Source organism: Paraburkholderia sp. BL10I2N1 (genome assembly GCF_004361815.1).
GTDB lineage: Bacteria > Pseudomonadota > Gammaproteobacteria > Burkholderiales > Burkholderiaceae > Paraburkholderia.
The window spans coordinates 3469776-3486958 of sequence record NZ_SNWA01000001.1; the positions used below are offsets into that span (position 1 = coordinate 3469776).

The following is a 17183-nucleotide window of genomic DNA, read 5'->3' on the forward strand; positions in this document are numbered from 1 at the left end:
CATTGCTAGTCTAGAACTGCGCAATGGCCTGGAAGCCGAGGGTCACACGCGCGGTCGGAAAGTTCGCTGGTTTGTAGACAGGCGTCCCGGCGAACAGGTCATAGGCGACTCCTGCAAAGCGCGCCGGCACACTGCCGCGAATCCCGATCACCGCGCCGGCCAGTTGCGTGCCGGCGAGGAAAGCTGCGTTCGGGCCGAACACGCGGCCGTAGTCAATGCCTGCGTACACCGACTGTCCCGTCGAGCCGACCGGCAACTGAAACTCGTTGCGCCAGTAGAAGCCGCGCTCCGCCGCGAGCATCGTCTCGCCATCGAAGCCGCGCACCGTGTAGCGGCTACCGATCGCCAGGTCATCAATGTAATTGAGCGTGGCGTTGGTGAACTGGCCGTGAACCGTAGTGACGTACCGCAGCGGCTGGCTCGCGATCTGGAACGGCACCGACAGGTTCGCGTCGAGCACGGCCATGCGGAAGCGGTACGTCGGGCCGTTGAGGTAATAGTCCGGTGTTGCACCGAGTCCACCGACGCCCTGGCGGTAGGCCAGGCCGCCGTCGAACTGCGATGCGCCGAAGTAATGACGATCGGTCAGTCCAGCCTCGATGACGGTGTTGTTGCGACGCTGCTGCGGAATCTCGGTATCTTCAATGAAGCTGTCACCGAAGCGCTTCGTCAGCCGGAACTGCACGCCGAGCACATCGTTCTGGCTGCGGCGAATCACGCGCTGCAGCTTGAAGTCGACCGTCTGCGCATGGCCGCTGGAGACGAACGTCTCGTTTACGCCGGCGATCTGCTGGTAGTAGGTGTTCGTGTTGGCCGATAGCGTGCCCGTCCAGTAGCCCCATGGAATCGAATAAGAGCCGTTCCAGCCGTGCGAGCCGAGGCGCTTGTCGCCGAATTCAAGGTCCTGGCTGACGCCGACGTTGAAGATGTCGTTCAGGCCCAGCGGGTTGTCGATACCGAAGCTCAGGTTGCCCTGCAGCTTGCCGGTGGCCCGCGTGCCGGAGTTGTCGACCGAGGCGACGACGGTCCGAGGTTTCGCGCGCTTCACGTCGAGCACCACGTCGCTTTCGCCTGGTACGTCGGTCGGCACGATCTGCATCGACACGTCCTGACTGCTGACACGCTTCATCTGTTCGAGTCCCTGTTCGAGATCGCGCAGGTTGAGCATGTCGCCACCACGGGCAGGGAAGGCGGACTTCCATGTGCCGCGAATTGTCGAACCATCAGCGGGATCGGCGAAGCGCAGGTCCCGAATGACGCCAGGCACCAGCGCGATCTTCAGCGTACCCGTTGACAGGTCCTGCTCAGGCAGAAGCACGCGTGTCGTGATGTAGCCCCGGCTCAGTATGGTCTGCTGCAGCCCCTTGACGATCACGTCGAGCCCCTGTTTGCCAACGCACGCCCCGGAGGAAGTCCCCTTGGGGGACTGGCCCGCGTAGTGATCGAGCCACTCGCGGGCAAAGGCGAACCGGTCCTGCGGCAGCGCGGACGCACCCTGCGCACGCACCGCATCAGGCAACGTCGCGGGCACATCCAGCGCGAACGATTCGATACGAAAGCACGGCGTTTCGGCGGGCAGTTCGGGATGCGTCCCATCCTGCGGCGCCATGGAGCGCACGCGGGGCGCGTTCACCGTATTCTCGCGTTCCTGCGCATTGCGCTGCTGCTGCACCTGCTGGTTCTGCTCGGCGTTGGCGCGTGCCGCTGCTGCTGTGTCCGCGGGAGTCGGCGATTGCTGCGCAAGTGCAGTCGAATTGCCGAGTGCGAAAAGCGCGGCAGTCAACGGAAGAATGGACAGCGTCCTGCTTTCCTGGATTCGTTGTTGCTTTGTCATACCTGCCTTGTAACCAACCACACACCACCAAGAATCACCGCTGCGCCGACCAACTGAGTCGGCTTCAAGACGTGCTCATGCAGCACCGTAAACGTCAGTACGACGAGGATCGAGACAGCCACCATCAGCGGATACGCCACGCCCAGATTGGCCTTGCGCAACGCGAGCGCGTAGAGCACGAAGCCGACTCCATAGGAGCCCAGCGCCGCAGCCCGGAACAGAATTGGCATCCATTCACCTGCTGATGCTGTGGCGGCCCGAAGCGCAGCAAGCCGCAAGAGAACGCTCGCCAGGCCGCTCAGTGTTCCGCTGGCAATCAACGTAATGAAGGACATCAGGCATCCACACTCGAATTCACTCGTACCGCCGAATGTTTCCCCTCTGTTTCGGCGTGTGAAAAAATCTGTCCGAACTGGCGCGCGCCATTGAGCGCGATCAACACGATCGCCGGAAAGACAACGGAGAAATTGCGGGTCTCGTCGCGATAGCCAAAGAACGCAAACAGCACCAGCACCGGCAAGAAAGCCGCGAAGAAGTACCTCTGATAGCGCGCGCCGGATTCTCGCCATGCATGACGGAAGAACACGATCAGCGGCACGAGCATTAGCGGGTTCTGCAGGCTCGGTGTGAATACACCCTTCGCAATCAGGTTGTAAAAGCCAAAGTACGACTTCGGATTGATCCAGAAGCGCAGGTTATCCAGCACATGGAACTCGACGAGGCCGCCGGCGTTGTGCTCGTAGCCGCTCATGATGATGTGCCGGCTCAACGCACAGCCGACCAGCTGGATCACGAGCCAGCCAATGCGCTTCGACACTGCAACGTCACGCCCGTGCAGGAAGAAGAGGGCCAGCGGCACAAGAAAGAACGTCTCCTTGTTGAACGAGAACAACGCGACGAAGATCGTGCAGGCGATCATCCAGCGCTTGAGCAGGAAGTAGCATGCGCCGAATACGCCCAGCAGCTCGATGAAGTCATAGTAGTACCCGCCTTGCTGAAAAGTGAGCGGGTAGATAAGGCTGAAGCCGGCGACGAAGCCAACCGCCTGCCCGAACGTGAGGCCACGCATCCTTGCGAGCTTGTACACGAACCACAATGCCATCACCGTCGACAGGATAACGACGAGATAGGCCAGGTGATAGGTGATGGCGACCACCGGCGTCCAGAATTCATCCGCAACGCTATGGAAATAGCTGTTTCGTAGCGAGTCGTAGCGCGAGATCGATTTAAAGAGTTTGTTCTGTACGGCAGGACTCAGCTGCTCCGCCGCCCACTTCGCAGCTTTCGGAAACGACGAACGGTAAACGTACGGCTTTGGTGCCGCACCGTCCATCATGCCGACAAGGCTGTAGCTGTGCGCGTAGTCGGTTTTCTGGTCGTCGCGGAAGCCCCATTTCAACAGCACACTGTTGGTGATGTTTCCGGCGCACACGAGCAGCAGGACGAATACGATCGAGAACCGGCAGAACGCCAGCATCCTGTTTCTGTTTTCTAATTTCATTTTTTGCCGAAGTCTGTCAAGACTGTACGAAGTGGGCCGTCATCATGGTGGCGACCATGATCAGAATGGTAAGAAGGCTGCCGCGATCTTCGATGAGATGAACTATCGGATCGTCATGCATTGCGCCGCGCACGGTTTTGATCCACAGGCGTGCGAACAGGGAAATCAGCCCGATCGCGACAAACCACAGCAATGCAGGGATCGCATACCGGCCGGCCGTCTCCGGTGCGTTGATGAAAAGGCCGAAGACAATTACCGCCGCGAGTGACGCGCCGATGCCAAGCGGCCACAGCACTTCAAGATCCGCGACCCGGTAATCGCGCCCCACCGTGACGGCGTCGGCACTCATGCGCAAGGACACCAGTTCGGCGCAGCGCTTGACGAGTGCGAGACTCAGGAACGTGAAGACCGAGAAGGCCAGCAGCCAGTGACTCGTGCTGATATTTACCGCTACCGATCCCGCGAAGATTCTCAGCGTGTATAGCAGCGAGAGCGTAATGACATCGACCATCACGCGCGTTTTTAGAAACAGGCTGTAGGCGGTGGTCAAGATCAGGTACAGCAAGAGCATCGCCGCAAACGCTGCCGATGTTGAGAACGCCAGTGCGAGCGACGCGGTGAGTAGCGCCACGGCGCACAGGACGCCTTTCGATATCGACAATGCTCCGCTCGCGAATGGGCGCTGGCTCTTGCGGGGATGCCGTCGGTCGCTGTCCAGATCCCACAGATCGTTGGCGATGTAGGTCGCCGACGCACCCAACGACATCGAGACGAACGCCATCGCGAGCGTGACCAGCTTGTCGGTGTCGAAGAAGGAAAATGCGGTCAGCAATGGGACGAAGAGCAGCAGATTCTTGAGCCACTGATGAACGCGCAGCGCCTTTAGCCAGACCGAAAGACCGGCTTTGTTGTTCGGGAACTCACGCTCGACAGGTACCTGTTCGCGAACTGAGGCAGCCAGACGTGGTGGAACGCCAGCCAGAATGGCTGCCTGCGCCCCCAGCCATACAGGCCGGTCGACGCGGCTGTCGCCGGCATAGACGAATCGCTCGCCGACGCATTCGCGCGATTTCTCGAGCTTCGCCTGCCCGCGCAGGTTGGTGCAGCCTCCCGAGGCCAGCACCTGGTCGAAGAGCCCCAGATGGACAGCGACACGCTCAGCAATCGAACTGTGCGCGGCGGTGGCGAGAATGATCCTGCGGCCACGCTTTTTTTCGGCGGTCAGATAGTCGATCAACGCTTCGCGATAGGGCAGGTGTTCGGCTGCAAAATCGGAGCGCGCTGCAATCGCCTGCTTGAATGCCAAACGTCCTTTCAACAGCCATACCGGCAAGCGAATGAGGTTCAGCGGTTTCTGCTTCACGACCTGAATCACGGACTCAACCAGCGTGTCAGTCAATGTTAGCGTTCCGTCCAGGTCGACAATCAGTGGCAAATCGTTAGTCTTTTGCACAATCTATCCGTCCAATTCTGCGGTGCGGTTGAGCGGACGCGAGGTGCGCGAACTGTATTCTCGCGTTCCTCTGCATTGCGCTGCTGCTGGACCCGCTGGTTCTGTTCAGCATTGGCACGCGCCACTGCGGCTGTATCTGCGCGAGTCGCCCCCTGCTGCGCCTGGCTCGCGTGAGAGACAAAGGCTTTGAGCGGAAGAAGCGCCAGCTTTTTTATCTTCATTGTTTGTTCAAATCCTGATTCCGTTCGTCACGTGGCTGCAGACCATGCACGTCCGGTACTGCAGTGAAACTGCTTTCTGTTCCTGCACATCAATGCCGAACAAAGGCTGCACGAATTCCCCGCGTGCTTATCTCTCTTCTTCGTCATCCTTGACTTTGTAACTGTCGCGTGCCTTCTTGTAGCTGTTGTCGAAGGGCTTGATCTTTAGCATGTGTGCTCGACTGGCAAGACCACCAACGGCCATAATGGCAAAGCCAAACAAGAACAGAGAGAGTCTTAGCCATCCTGGAAATATTGCCAGCGCAAGCCCACCAAAGAGCGTAGCAACGCCGATCAAAAACAGCGCAATTCTTAACCAACCGGATAAATTTCCGTCATCGATAAGTTTCATTTCTATTTACCATTCTGCTTTGAAATGGAATCCCATTGATTATTTAACCAATTCACTATATTCGCCGAATATGGTGAATTATTAAGAGCATTTACTGTTTCGTTGATGGCTGGCGAAGCGAGTGGGATTCGATCGCTGGCCACTTGCGCCCCCAAGCTCAAGACACCTCCATAGGTATACTGACCAATATTTGGCTTAGCTATTTGAGCAATGGCATCTGCAGATATACCGGCAATCGTCGCTGCAAACGCTGCGGCCCCCAACGCTGGAGAATAAGGCGACGGAATCTCAGCGCCAGCCGCAGTGGCCGACCCAAATCGTCCCGCATTCGTCGAAACCATTGACGCAGCGTCAGCCGTCGTATTCCTTACGAAGTTGGCGTCTGCCGAATTGAACTGGGTAAAGGGACCGGTGACGCCCGACGAGCCGCTGTTTCCGGAAGGCAGGGCGTAGGTGAACTGGCTCGGTATCCCTCCCGGCGATGCGGAGTTGTAGTTCGCCAGGATATACGCCTGCAACTGCGGATCAGCGGGCGCCAGCCTCTGCGTGAGAACCGTCTGCCCGTCGCTCGTTGAAGGTGAGCCAATCCATTGTGCGCCCATGTCCGTCGGCGCCTGTCCAATCAGCGTGGCGGCAGCGCCCGATTCAATCTGGCCATTGACGCTCACGCCCATCTGCCGCATCTGATCCTCGACCTGCGCTTCCGTGTACTTGCCTCCGCTCTTGTCGGCCAGTTGCTTTGCCAGCGTTTTCTCTTCGGGGTGAAGCTGCCGGTTGTAAAGGTCAACGTTATACCCGGAGAATGCACCCGCATTGCCACCGACCGCCGCACCCGCGCCCGTCGCAATCGCGTTTGCAACGATGTTACCGAGCGCCTGATTGATATCGGAATCGCCAGTCGGGTTCGAACTCGCGATTGCACCACTCAGTTCGTTCAGCTTGCCCGATGCAAGCGAAGCAACGCCAGCTCCCGCTGCGGCTCCAACCACATTGCCGCCGCCGATTCCGGCCACCAGTGCCGCGCCCGCCGCCTGCATCATCGCGCGATCCGCACCGCCTTCCTTCCAGGCGTCCACGCCAGCCTGATCACCGTTGGCGGCGGCTTCCTTCATCTTCGAATCAGCGTAATCACCAATGCGTCGCGCAACAGCCTCGCCCGCCGCGCTGGCCGCGCTCATCATGTCGGCCTGATTGCCTAGCAGGTTGTTCACGTCCGGCGTTTTTGCCACGGTGCCGTTCGTGTTCGACGTGTCGCGATTCAGGACCGCGATATCCTGCGTCTGGTTTGCGGAGTCGGTCACGTTGATCGTGGCCGCGCTCACACCGCTCCTTGTCGTCGCGCTGTCGCTGCCGCTGTCGTGCTGGCCGAGCATCGGTGCGGCTCCACCCGTGTTCGAGCCGGATGTTTGTCCGTGCGTGCTGTAGTTGTTGCCGCCGTCGCCAAATGACGTGCCCGCGCTGAATCCGCTCGAATTCGCATCGTAGCTTGACGAGTTCTGGATATCGCTATACGTCAGCGTGCCGGTCGTCAGGCTGTTTTTCGTGGCATCGGCATCGCTCGCGATCACCGCGCCTTTCAGGTCCGTGTTGCCATTGACCGCGATATTGAAGCCGCCCGTACCCGCCTGGATGCCTGCCTGTTCATTGACGCCCGCATGGCTGCCGCTCGCATCACCATGCTGCGAACTGAGACTGCCGCTCGCGCCGCCCTGGCTGATGCTGAATCCGCCGCCCGAACTTTCCTGATGTGCATCACTGGTCATCGTGTCCTGCACGCTTGCAATGTTCAGGTTGCCGCCGACATCGGCCGTAACCTGCTTGCCGCTCACGTTCGAGCCGATGATGTTCGTATCGCCGCCCGAGATGATCGTTGCGCTGTTGGCTGCCGTGACATGCGTATTGTTCTGCATGGCGGCGTCGCTGTTGCCGTTGCCGCTCGCCTTCGAAGCCGACGCATCGACGCTCCAGCCCTGCGTGCCATACGACACGCCCACGCTCGCGCTCTTCGATTCGTTCGTGCTGTGCGTCGAATCGGTGTCGGTCGTATTGAGCAGGTTCACCTGGTTCTGCGCGGCCAGCAGCACATCGTTGGCGTTCACGTTCGAGCCTGCAATCGTGACATTGCCGCTGCCTGGCGTGCCCGCATTGTTCCCCCCTCCGGTTGCCACGAACGCCGCCGTACCGCCCGCCGTCACGCTCGAACCCTTCTGTGTGGTCGAATCTTCCATGAAGGTGCTGGTTGAACTGCTCGACCCGTAGCTAATTTCAATCTTCGCTGAAGGCATCTGCCCATTCGCCAGACTGCCTGCGAGGCCCGCAGCGTCGACTGCGCCACTAGCCGCAGCCATCCCGTGTAACGCCGCCGCGCGGCTGTCCTGACTCTGGCCCGCTGCCTTCGACTGCTGCACAGTGTTCTGCAACGCGTCAAGAACTGGAGCCTTCACCGCAAGCGTGAAGCCGCTCTGTTTGACCGTTTGCGTGTTGTCCTGGTGCGCGGTATCCGTCGCCGCGTCGATGGTCACATTCGCGCCTGTGCCGGTCACGTTCTTCGCCGCAATCAGGTCGCTGCCGGTCACATGCAGGTCGTTGCCTGCCGAGACGTTCAGATTGCCGTTCAGCGAACCGATCGTGCTGCCGGTGTTCGTCACCTGCGACGTGCGGGTCGTGTCGGTCTGCGTCTTGCTGCCGACCGAAATGCCGATGCCGCCGCTCGTGCCAAAGCCGGATTCGTGTTTCTGGTAGTAGCTCGACGTGTTCTGCGTGTCCTGCGAGGTTGTGATGGTGACGTTGCCCAGCGCCGCCAGGTTCACGTCACTCGTGCCGACGACCGTTGCTCCCTTGATCATCAGGTCCTTTCCGGCACCGATCTGCACGGTATCCCCCGACACGGCACTCGCCACGCCAACGTTTGCCTGCGTGCTCAGGCTCGTGTCGGTCATGGAGCTGTGCACGAAGCTGCCGCGCTTCGACTCGACGTCCTGATAGTTGTCGTGTTCCTCGCGGGCCTCGTTGATCGTCATGTTGCCACTTGCCGCAATGGTTGCCGTACCCGTGCCGTTGTCCACGCCGTTTGTGACACCCGCCGTCAGCGACGAACCAGTCAGCGTTACGTTGCCCTTGCCTGCGTCGGAACTGATGGCAGCGAGGCTCGCGTTGCCACCCGCCGTAAAGCTTGTGCCAACCGCCTGCTCGTCGTACGTGTGATCAACTTCCTGCCGGGTCTTGCTGTCCGTCGCGGTGTTGTCGTACTGCGCGGTGTTCGTGACGTTGGTGGCCGTCAGGTTGCCACCCGTGACGACAGCCAGGTCGCCCCCGGCACTGACCTGCGCGCCTTTGAACGTCATGTCGTTGCCGCTCTGCATCGCGAGGCTGCCGCCCGCCGCGATGGCACTGGTCTCGCTGACCGTGGTGTTCGCTTCCCAGTGATGCTGGTCGTTCTGCGTCACCGACTGCGACGTGGTGGACTGCACCGCATCAACCGTGATGTCATGGCCCGCCGTGACCTGGGAATTTCCGCCCGCCGTGATGTTCGCGCCATGCACGGTCAGGTCGTTGCCTGCCGCGACCACCATGTCACCCGTCGAGGCAATCGTGCCCTGGGTGCCGAGCAGCGTCTGGCCGACCTTGCTGTCGCCCGCCGCGTTGCTCACGCCCGCCGTGTCGACGAGCGTCGTGTTCACGATGTCGCGACCCGCCAGTACCGCGACACGGTTGCCGGTGATCTGGCCCGACGCGTTGACCACGTCGTTCGTCGCGGACACCACCGTCGTGCCGTCCGTCCCGCTGCTGCTGATGCTGCCGCCCCGGTTCAGGATGTCGGTTGCAGAGACAACCGTCTGCGTGCCGCCCTTGATGACGCCGCTGTTCGTGGCGCTGCCAGTCGCGTGAATTTCCACGTCATCGGCCGAAATCAGCGCGCCGCTCGGCTGCAGGTCGTTGGGATGGGTCTGCGCGAGGTAGACAACCGGCGCCAGCACCTGCTGCGTCGTGCCGTCGGGCAGGGTGACGGTCTGGTTCACCAGCCACACGATATCGCTCGTCAACGCATCCATCTGCGCCGCCGTCAGCGCCATGCCGGGTTCGAGGTTGAACTCTCGCGCAGCGTTCACGCCACTCATCATCAACGCCTGATATTCGGCCTCGTTGTTCGTATAACCCTGCAGATACACGCGGCCGGTGAGCTGCGTGATCTGGTTCCGCACCAGTTGTTCCTCATACATGCCGTCGTCGAGGCGCTTTTCGACGGTCTGCGGATTCAGCCCGAGCTGCTGGAGCATGTAATCGCTGGAGATGAAGCTCGTATAGCTGGTCAGGCGTGGGTCGGTCGCAATCAGGTAGGACGCACCGGGCGCAGTCTGGAGCGCATACAGGCCGCTTGTCGGCAGGGTGATGTTCAACGCGCCGATGCTGCTCGCCACCGTTTGAGGCGCATTGACCTGCTGGCCCGTCAGGGCCTGGTTCGCGCCGAGCGTGCCACCGGTCGCCCCGGTCGCTGAATTCACCGCCGCGACGTTCGTGTTGTTGATGTCCGTGGCGTTGATCTGGATCGCGTTGCCCGCCGTGATCGTGCCACCCGTGCCGCCAATCGCCACCGGCGCGAGCACGATGGACGGCTCGACCACCTGGTCCACGTCCTGCGTAGTGGTCTCGTTCCACGCATAGGTCGAAACGATATCCTGTGTCTGGTGCTGGTACAGGGTCTGGCCAACGTTATTGACGGTCGTTCCGCCGTAATTGCCGCTGGCGACCGACCCGGTTTGCGGCGCGCTGCCGATCTGGATCGAGCCGCCTGCCGCAATCGCGCTGTAAACGTTGTTGATCGTCCCGACGTTCGCCAGCGTCATGTTGCCGCCCGCGAGCAGTTGCGCTTCGGAGGCCGCGCTGGTCACCTGGTCCTGCTGGGTCGTGGTCGTCGTCGTGCGGGAGATCTCGACACGCTGGTAACCGTTGTGGCCGTCGCTACGCGTCGTATATTCGGTCGACGGCAGGTAGTTGATATTCGGGTTGTAGTCGTCCCAGTAGTTGACAGTGATCGTGCCGTCGCCGTTGTTCGTGATCGAGTTGTACCAGATCGTCTGCGGTTGGCCGCCGACGTTCACGACGAGGACGTTATCGGTGGCGTTCGGTCCGGAAGTCTCCGAAACGATCTGCGACGCGGAGTAGCTCACATTGATCGGCGCGATATAGCCGTTGTCCCACATCGCCTGTGTGCAGTAGCCCTTGTCACTGTTCCCCGTCGCGCATGCCATGTACTTGCTGCGCTTGGTCTGGTCGAGGCTGCTCACATCGGTCGTGACCGTCTCGATGGTCGGCGCCGGCCGGGAGTTGGTCAGCGTCTGCGTCGCGACTTCCAGATTGCCCTGCGCCTGGATGGTCGACTGCGCGTTGGTGACCGAATTCGAGCGGTCCGCAAGCAGGCCGTTCGTGTCACGCGTCGCGTCTGCAGCGATGTTGATATCGCCCACGCTAAACATGTTCGCGCCGCCCGTGTTCGAGATGTCACCGGGGGAGTACAGGTTCAGCAGCGCGGCCGCCGCCATCACGGCCGCCGCGCCCGTGTTGGCGATGTACTGGGTACCGCTCAGCGTGACCGTGTTGCCGATGATCGTCGCGGTGTTGGTGAGCGACGCGCTCTTCGTCGCCACGGTATCGCCCTCGATGCGGCCTTCGTTGGTGATCGCGTTCGCCGCATTGATGGTCGTACTGGCCGAATTCAGGTCGGCGCCCGCCTGGTTGTCGACGTTCGCCGCGGTCACGGTCAACGCGTTCACGGCGCCGAGCGTCCCCTGGTTCGTGAAGGTGCCGGTGGTGGTAAACGTCAGATCGTGGTTGGCCTGGATCCGGTTGGCCGCATCGTTGGTATAGCTGCCGTTGATCGTGACCGTACCGTCACGGCCGGCCAGGATCTGACCGTCGCCGTTCAGCTGGTTCGTGGTGACGCTCAGGTTCTGGTCGCTGCCGATCGCGCCGTTCTGGTTCGTGAGTGTGCCAGCGGTAATCCCGGTCGTGCCGCCACTGCCAGCGTCATTGCCGATCCTGCCCGACGAGTTATCGAGCGAGGCAACGTTCAGATCCACGGTCCCATTGGCGTGCACCGAACCGTTCTGGTTCACGACGGCCGCGCTGGCCTGGTCAAGCGAGAGGTTATTCGCGCCCGAGAGCATGCCGCCGCTGTTATTGACCGACTGCGCGACGTTCAGCGTCAGGTCGTGGCCCGATACGACCTGCGCCCCCAGTGTGTTCGACAGCCCCTGACTGGTCAGCGTCACGTCGCCGTTACCGCCGATCATACCGGCGCCACTCGCGCCGCCCGCGTTCGAGTTTGTGATCGAAGCTGCGTTGACTGTCGTCGCACCGGCGCCGATATTGGCGATGCGGCCATTCGTGTTGTCAACCGACGCGCCCGAAACGGCGAGCGTCGCTGCCGCGCCGTCCGCTTCGATCTGGCCGCCTGTGTTGCTGATTGCGCCGGATGCCGTAGCCGATACGTTGGCGTTACCCTGGATCAGGCCCGCCGAATTGTCGAGCGTGCTGCCGGACTGGACGGTGGTCGCGCCACTTGCGGTGACTGTGCCGCCTGCGTTGTTGATGCTGCCGCCCGACACTGACACGTTGCCGTTGCCGCCAATCAGGCCGCCGCCGGTATTGTTGAGTGCGCCGCTGGCGCTCACGGTCGTTGAAGCCGTGCCGCCGTTTGCGATGGCGCCGCCATCGTTCGAGAGGGTCTGGGCTGACACGTTGAGCAGGTCGTTGGCCTGCACCGTGCCACCCGAGTTGTCCAGCGTGCCCGCATCGGTTATCGAAACGTCCCGCGCGCCAATATATCCGCCTCCGCTATTGTCGAGCGAGGCGACCTTGAACGCCGCGTGCGACTGCGCGGCGAGCGTGCCTCCCCGGTTCGAAAGCGCGCCCGCCTGGACATCCAGCGCGCCGTTCGTCGTGATGCTCCCGCCATTGTTCGACAGCGAACCGGTTGCAATGGACAGGGCGCCGGTGCCGGAATCCGCAATCTTGCCGCCATTGTTGATGAGCGCAGCGGGCGCCAGCGTCAGGCCCGCACCGTTCGTCGTGAGGGACCCGTTCGTGTTGTCGAACGTGCCGGATACGGCGATGCCAGTCGGCCCGCTGCCGGTCTGCGTCAGCGTCCCTCCGTGATTGGTGAGGTTCGTTGCGCTCAAGGATAGCTGCGTCGCATCGAGCGTCGCGGCGCTGGTGTCGAGGATCTGCGCGGCGGCCACGTTGAGCGCCCCATTGGCGGCGGTCTCGCTTCCAGTGAGCGTGACAGAGTTACCCTGTAGCGTGGCATTGCCGCCAGCGAGGTTCTGGCCGGTCGCGGACAGTGTGTTACCCGCAACTACGTTCAGGTCGCCGCCCTGGCCGACGCTGCCATCCGCATTGATACCCGCGCCAAGCGTGCCGGTTGATGCGAAGCTGCCCGCATTGACCGTCAGACCCTGCTGCGCGGCAAGCGTGCCGCTGTTCGTCAGCGAGCCCGGTGTAATGACCGAGACGAACTGCTGCGCGTAGGTGGTGCCACTGTTGTCGACTCCGGCAGCGGCCGACACCGCCAGGTTGCCGCTCGCACTCGTGTTGCCGGTGAGGATCAGCTTGCCCTGCGTCGTGAGCGTCAGATCGCCCGCCTGCGCGGCAATGACGCCGGCGTTCGAGACGCCGACGCCGTTTTCGGTGCCGACCAGTGTGATGCGGTTCGCGTACATGCCCCCGAGTTGGCTCACGTCGATCGATACACTGGGTGGCGGCCCGTTGCCGGCAATCGGCGTGGCTGCCAGCGTATCGTGATCGACCTGGTTTGCGCCGGTGACGACGTTCAGGTTATTCGCGTAGATCGCCGCGTTGGCCTGCACGGCGCGCGCAATCAGGTCGACCTGGTCGACATTGGTCGCATTCAGCCCCGCGCCCTGTACGGTAATCTGCCCGCCAGTCACCGCGAAGCCGCTCAGATTGCCGTTCGCATCAAGCGTCGGGCTGCCGGTGGTGAGAATGCCCCGCGTGGTATTGATGAAGCCGCCACCGTTCACGACGATCCCAGAGCCGTTTGCGAGAACGACTTCGGCCTTGCTGCCAGCCACCTCGATATAGCCGCGTAACTGGCTCGGCGAACTGCTGTTGACCCGGTTCAGGATGATCTTCGCCGACTGGCCCGCAGCGAAGTTCGGGTTGCCGTTGATGTAACCCGCCTGCTGCGTCTGCACGATCACGGGCGAATTGTTCAGGATGACGCCGGCCTTCGGTACATCGAACTGCGAATAGGTATTCTGCGATACCCCGGCGCCGCTCGGTGCGTTGATGTTGACCTGCTGCAGTCCATTCGCGGTCTGGGCCACAGACGGCGCATGCGCGCCCGCTGCCGCTACCTGCGCGTTGACCAGAGAGGGCGCCACACCAAACAGCATCAGCGCGGCAAAAACCGCGTGCCGCATCGAGAACAACGAGATGCGTCCTGCTGAACGGGGAGAAGTGGTCTCGCCCGAATCTGCTTTTCCCGTTCCTCTGGCGGTTTCTGCAACGGCTACCAGCATGCCCCGGAGTCGGCTGTACACCAGTCGAAAGTGATTTTTGTTCAATCGTCGTTTGCAGTGCGTATTAATCCCGCCCGCGAAACTACGCTAAACCATGACCAAAATTGTCAAAGATTGAAAGTTCGATGCAAAACCACAACGATTTTGTGAAATTCGGATTTAGCTGATTGGCTGTGAAAAAGACAGCCCTCGCCGCCGGTCGATGGCTTTGCGTTGAACGGTTTTGGCACGACTCACCAAATTTGGCATGCGTGGTGAACCGTGCGTTTATGTTCGTCCAGGTGGGACGGACGCGATCGCACCTCGGACATTCAGCCATGTGCCCATGGAGCGCAACCGGGGTGCCCATGTGCATGAGGTACGGCGCGGCTTCGACGACCGTTCCCGTAGTGAGTGGTTCTGTCTCCCAGCCGGATCAAAAGACCACCTTGCCGGCCCGGATTGAGGGACGACACTGCTAAACCAAAAGCACAACAAGGAATGGCCAAGGCGAAGCACACAGCGAGGAAAAAGCACAAATCCAGGGAAAACCCTGAACAGAACCCAAAAATCAGAAATCAGAAAACAAACAATTTCGCTCCATCCAACCTTACAACCCGCTAAAATCCGCGACTGCACGCGCCGAGCACCACGGGCACAAAACAGCAAACTGCGAAAACCAAAAACATGGACCATCAAACAGCATGACCGACCAGACCATCCTCCAGCCACACGACTCCCGCCGACGCATTTTCGCGATCGTAGGCGCGTCCTCCGGCAACCTCGTCGAATGGTTCGACTTCTACGTTTATTCCTTCTGCGCAATCTATTTCGCGCCGGCGTTCTTCCCAAGCGGCAACACCACGACGCAGTTGCTCAACACGGCGGGCATCTTCGCCGCGGGCTTCCTGATGCGCCCGATCGGCGGCTGGTTCTTCGGACGGCTGGCCGACAAGCGCGGCCGCCGCTTCGCCATGATGGTCTCGGTCTTCATGATGTGTGGGGGCTCGCTCGTCATCGCCGTGCTGCCAACCTATGCACGGATCGGCGCCCTGGCACCCGCGATGCTGCTCGTCGCGCGGCTGTTTCAGGGGCTGTCGGTCGGTGGCGAATACGGCACCAGCGCGACCTATATGAGTGAAGTGGCGCTCAAGGGCCGTCGCGGCTTCTTCGCTTCGTTCCAGTACGTCACGCTGATCGGGGGGCAGTTGTGCGCGCTGCTCGTCATCGTGATCCTGCAGCAGACCCTCTCCACCGAGGAACTGAAAGCCTGGGGCTGGCGCATTCCGTTCGTCGTCGGTGCGCTCGCGGCGCTCGTGGCGCTGTACCTGCGCAGGTCGCTCGACGAGACGACCACCGCCGAAACCCGCGCGCGCAAGGAAGCGGGCACGATTCGCGGCCTGTGGGCGCACAAGGCCGCGTTCGCGACGGTGCTCGGCTTCACGGCAGGCGGCTCGCTGATTTTCTACACGTTCACGACGTACATGCAGAAGTACCTGGTCAACACGGCCGGCATGCATGCCAAAACGGCCAGCACCGTGATGACGGCCGCGCTCTTCGTCTACATGATGATGCAGCCAGCATTCGGCGCGCTGTCGGACCGTATCGGCCGTCGCACGTCGATGATCCTGTTCGGCCTCTTCGCCACGATCGGCACCGTGCCGCTCCTGCATACACTGGGCGATATATCCAATCCGTACGCGGCATTCGGCCTCATCGTGGTTGCCCTCGCAATCGTCAGCCTCTACACGTCGATCAGTGGTCTGATCAAGGCGGAAATGTTCCCCGCTGAAGTGCGTGCGCTTGGCGTGGGCCTGTCGTACGCGCTCGCGAACGCGGTCTTCGGCGGCTCGGCGGAATATGTCGCGCTGTGGCTCAAGCAGGCCGGCAGCGAGCCGACGTTCTACTGGTACGTGACGGCACTGTGCGCGGTCGCGGGCCTCGTGTCGTTCCGCATGCGCGATCCGGGTAAGGAAGGCTACCTGCGCAACGAGCCGTAAGCCGCGACGCGCAGGACACAGGCGCGCATGCGCCGCAACGGTGTCAGCGCGACTGTGCGACCGGTGCCCGGCGACCTGGCATGAGCATCGAGCGGGCAATCATCAGGAGGTGGTAGTAGAGCCGCATGCTGAAGCCGTACCGGTAAGCATACGGGTGCTGTAGTGCGATGCGCAGCCCTTTGACGGGATCGTTGTTGCGGGAGTACACCGACACGACGATCGGCACGATGCGACGCAAGGCCAGCCTGCGTGCGGGCTCGAGCTTGCGGTCGAGGCGCAGGTTGCGCACGAACCTGTAGGCCGACACCGAAGCCGCGCTCACCGAACGTTTCGTGGCGGTCGAAATCGACACCTCTGTCTTGCGATAGAACGATACATATTCGTTCAGGTAGTAGACGCGCTTTGCCGCAAGACATAACTCAGCGCCGAACACATAGTCGCAGCACATCCCGTACTGCTCTTTGTAGTTGATCCGGCGCACGAGGTCAGCATTGGCCATCCAGCCGTTATTCGGAAACATCTGGATGAGGCCGGTGCGTCCCGGCGGCTCCTGCAGGCCTTCCGCACTTTGCGTGCGATAGAAGTCGGCGTTGAGCCGGTCGCTCACGTCGCGGTCGACGTGGCCCGCCAGATCGACTTCATATTGCCTCGCAAAGGCAACCTCCAGGTCAGGCTGGCGATCCCATAGCGACACCAGACGTTCGACACCGTCCACGGTGAGGTAATCGTCGTCGTGAATCAGCAGTATCTTGCTGCCCGTCGCACGTGCGAAGAGGCTCGCGACATTGCGGGCCTGGCCGAGCGATGGCGTATTTTTCACGTACCGGATGCGCGGCTCGCTGGAATAGCGTGTCGCGATCAATTGCTGCGTGCGATCGTCCTTCGAATCATCACCGATCAAGATTTCGATGTTCGCGTGCGTCTGCGCAATGCATGACTCCAGACACTCGACGATGAGTTCCGGGCGATTGCACGTCGGCAGACAAATGGAGACTTTTGTTCGAGTCGTCATCGCTTCCGCCTTAAGTGTAGAGGGTCAATGCAGCGCGTCCACATGACGAACTACTCGCCGTGACTGGTTACGGTAGTCGAAAAAAAGTCAAAAAAAATCCTCAATAAATCGGCAGAAAAAGGCGATCTTTTAAAGGGGCGGAAGCTGTTTTCGTGAATCCGTCGCACCGCGAACGGCATGAAGGAGTTCGCTGGGCTGTCGGAAAGCCTCGCAGGAGGGCGCGATGCGGGACGCGGGCCGGAAGGTTTCAAG

The 17183-nt window shown here is 61.3% G+C and carries 8 protein-coding genes; 1 reads left to right on the forward strand and 7 read right to left on the reverse strand.

Annotated elements, in window-relative coordinates; genetic code table 11:
* Positions 1–10 precede the first annotated feature (10 nt).
* From B0G77_RS16085 to B0G77_RS16110, 6 genes are all read right to left on the reverse strand, one after another.
* On the reverse strand, positions 11–1834 hold the full coding sequence (locus B0G77_RS16085; RefSeq protein WP_133663009.1) for a ShlB/FhaC/HecB family hemolysin secretion/activation protein: 1824 nt from the start codon (positions 1832–1834) through the stop codon (positions 11–13).
* Positions 1831–2169 (reverse strand): small multidrug resistance protein, encoded by a 339-nt coding sequence (locus B0G77_RS16090; RefSeq protein WP_133663010.1) that lies wholly within the window; start codon positions 2167–2169, stop codon positions 1831–1833. The genes B0G77_RS16085 and B0G77_RS16090 overlap by 4 nt, the downstream gene beginning before the upstream one ends.
* Positions 2169–3335 (reverse strand): hypothetical protein, encoded by a 1167-nt coding sequence (locus B0G77_RS16095; RefSeq protein ID WP_208116426.1) that lies wholly within the window; start codon positions 3333–3335, stop codon positions 2169–2171. The genes B0G77_RS16090 and B0G77_RS16095 overlap by 1 nt, the downstream gene beginning before the upstream one ends.
* A 16-nt stretch (positions 3336–3351) precedes the next feature.
* A complete protein-coding gene (locus B0G77_RS16100; protein WP_133663011.1) occupies positions 3352–4788 on the reverse strand; it encodes a UbiA family prenyltransferase in 1437 nt (478 codons plus the stop codon).
* Between the two features lie 348 nt (positions 4789–5136).
* Positions 5137–5400: a hypothetical protein gene (locus tag B0G77_RS16105; RefSeq protein WP_133663012.1), complete on the reverse strand. Its 264-nt coding sequence runs from the start codon at positions 5398–5400 to the stop codon at positions 5137–5139.
* 2 nt (positions 5401–5402) lie between these two features.
* Positions 5403–13985: a hemagglutinin repeat-containing protein gene (locus B0G77_RS16110; protein ID WP_133663013.1), complete on the reverse strand. Its 8583-nt coding sequence runs from the start codon at positions 13983–13985 to the stop codon at positions 5403–5405.
* A 638-nt stretch (positions 13986–14623) separates the two neighbouring features.
* On the opposite strand from B0G77_RS16110, the gene B0G77_RS16115 reads away from it, so the two are divergent.
* Entirely contained in the window at positions 14624–15919 is a 1296-nt protein-coding gene (locus B0G77_RS16115; RefSeq protein WP_133663014.1) for an MFS family transporter, read from the forward strand.
* A gap of 43 nt (positions 15920–15962) precedes the next feature.
* Here B0G77_RS16115 and B0G77_RS16120 read toward each other — a convergent pair whose 3' ends face one another.
* Entirely contained in the window at positions 15963–16931 is a 969-nt protein-coding gene (locus B0G77_RS16120) for a glycosyltransferase family 2 protein (protein ID WP_133663015.1), read from the reverse strand.
* Positions 16932–17183: the final 252 nt, after the last annotated feature.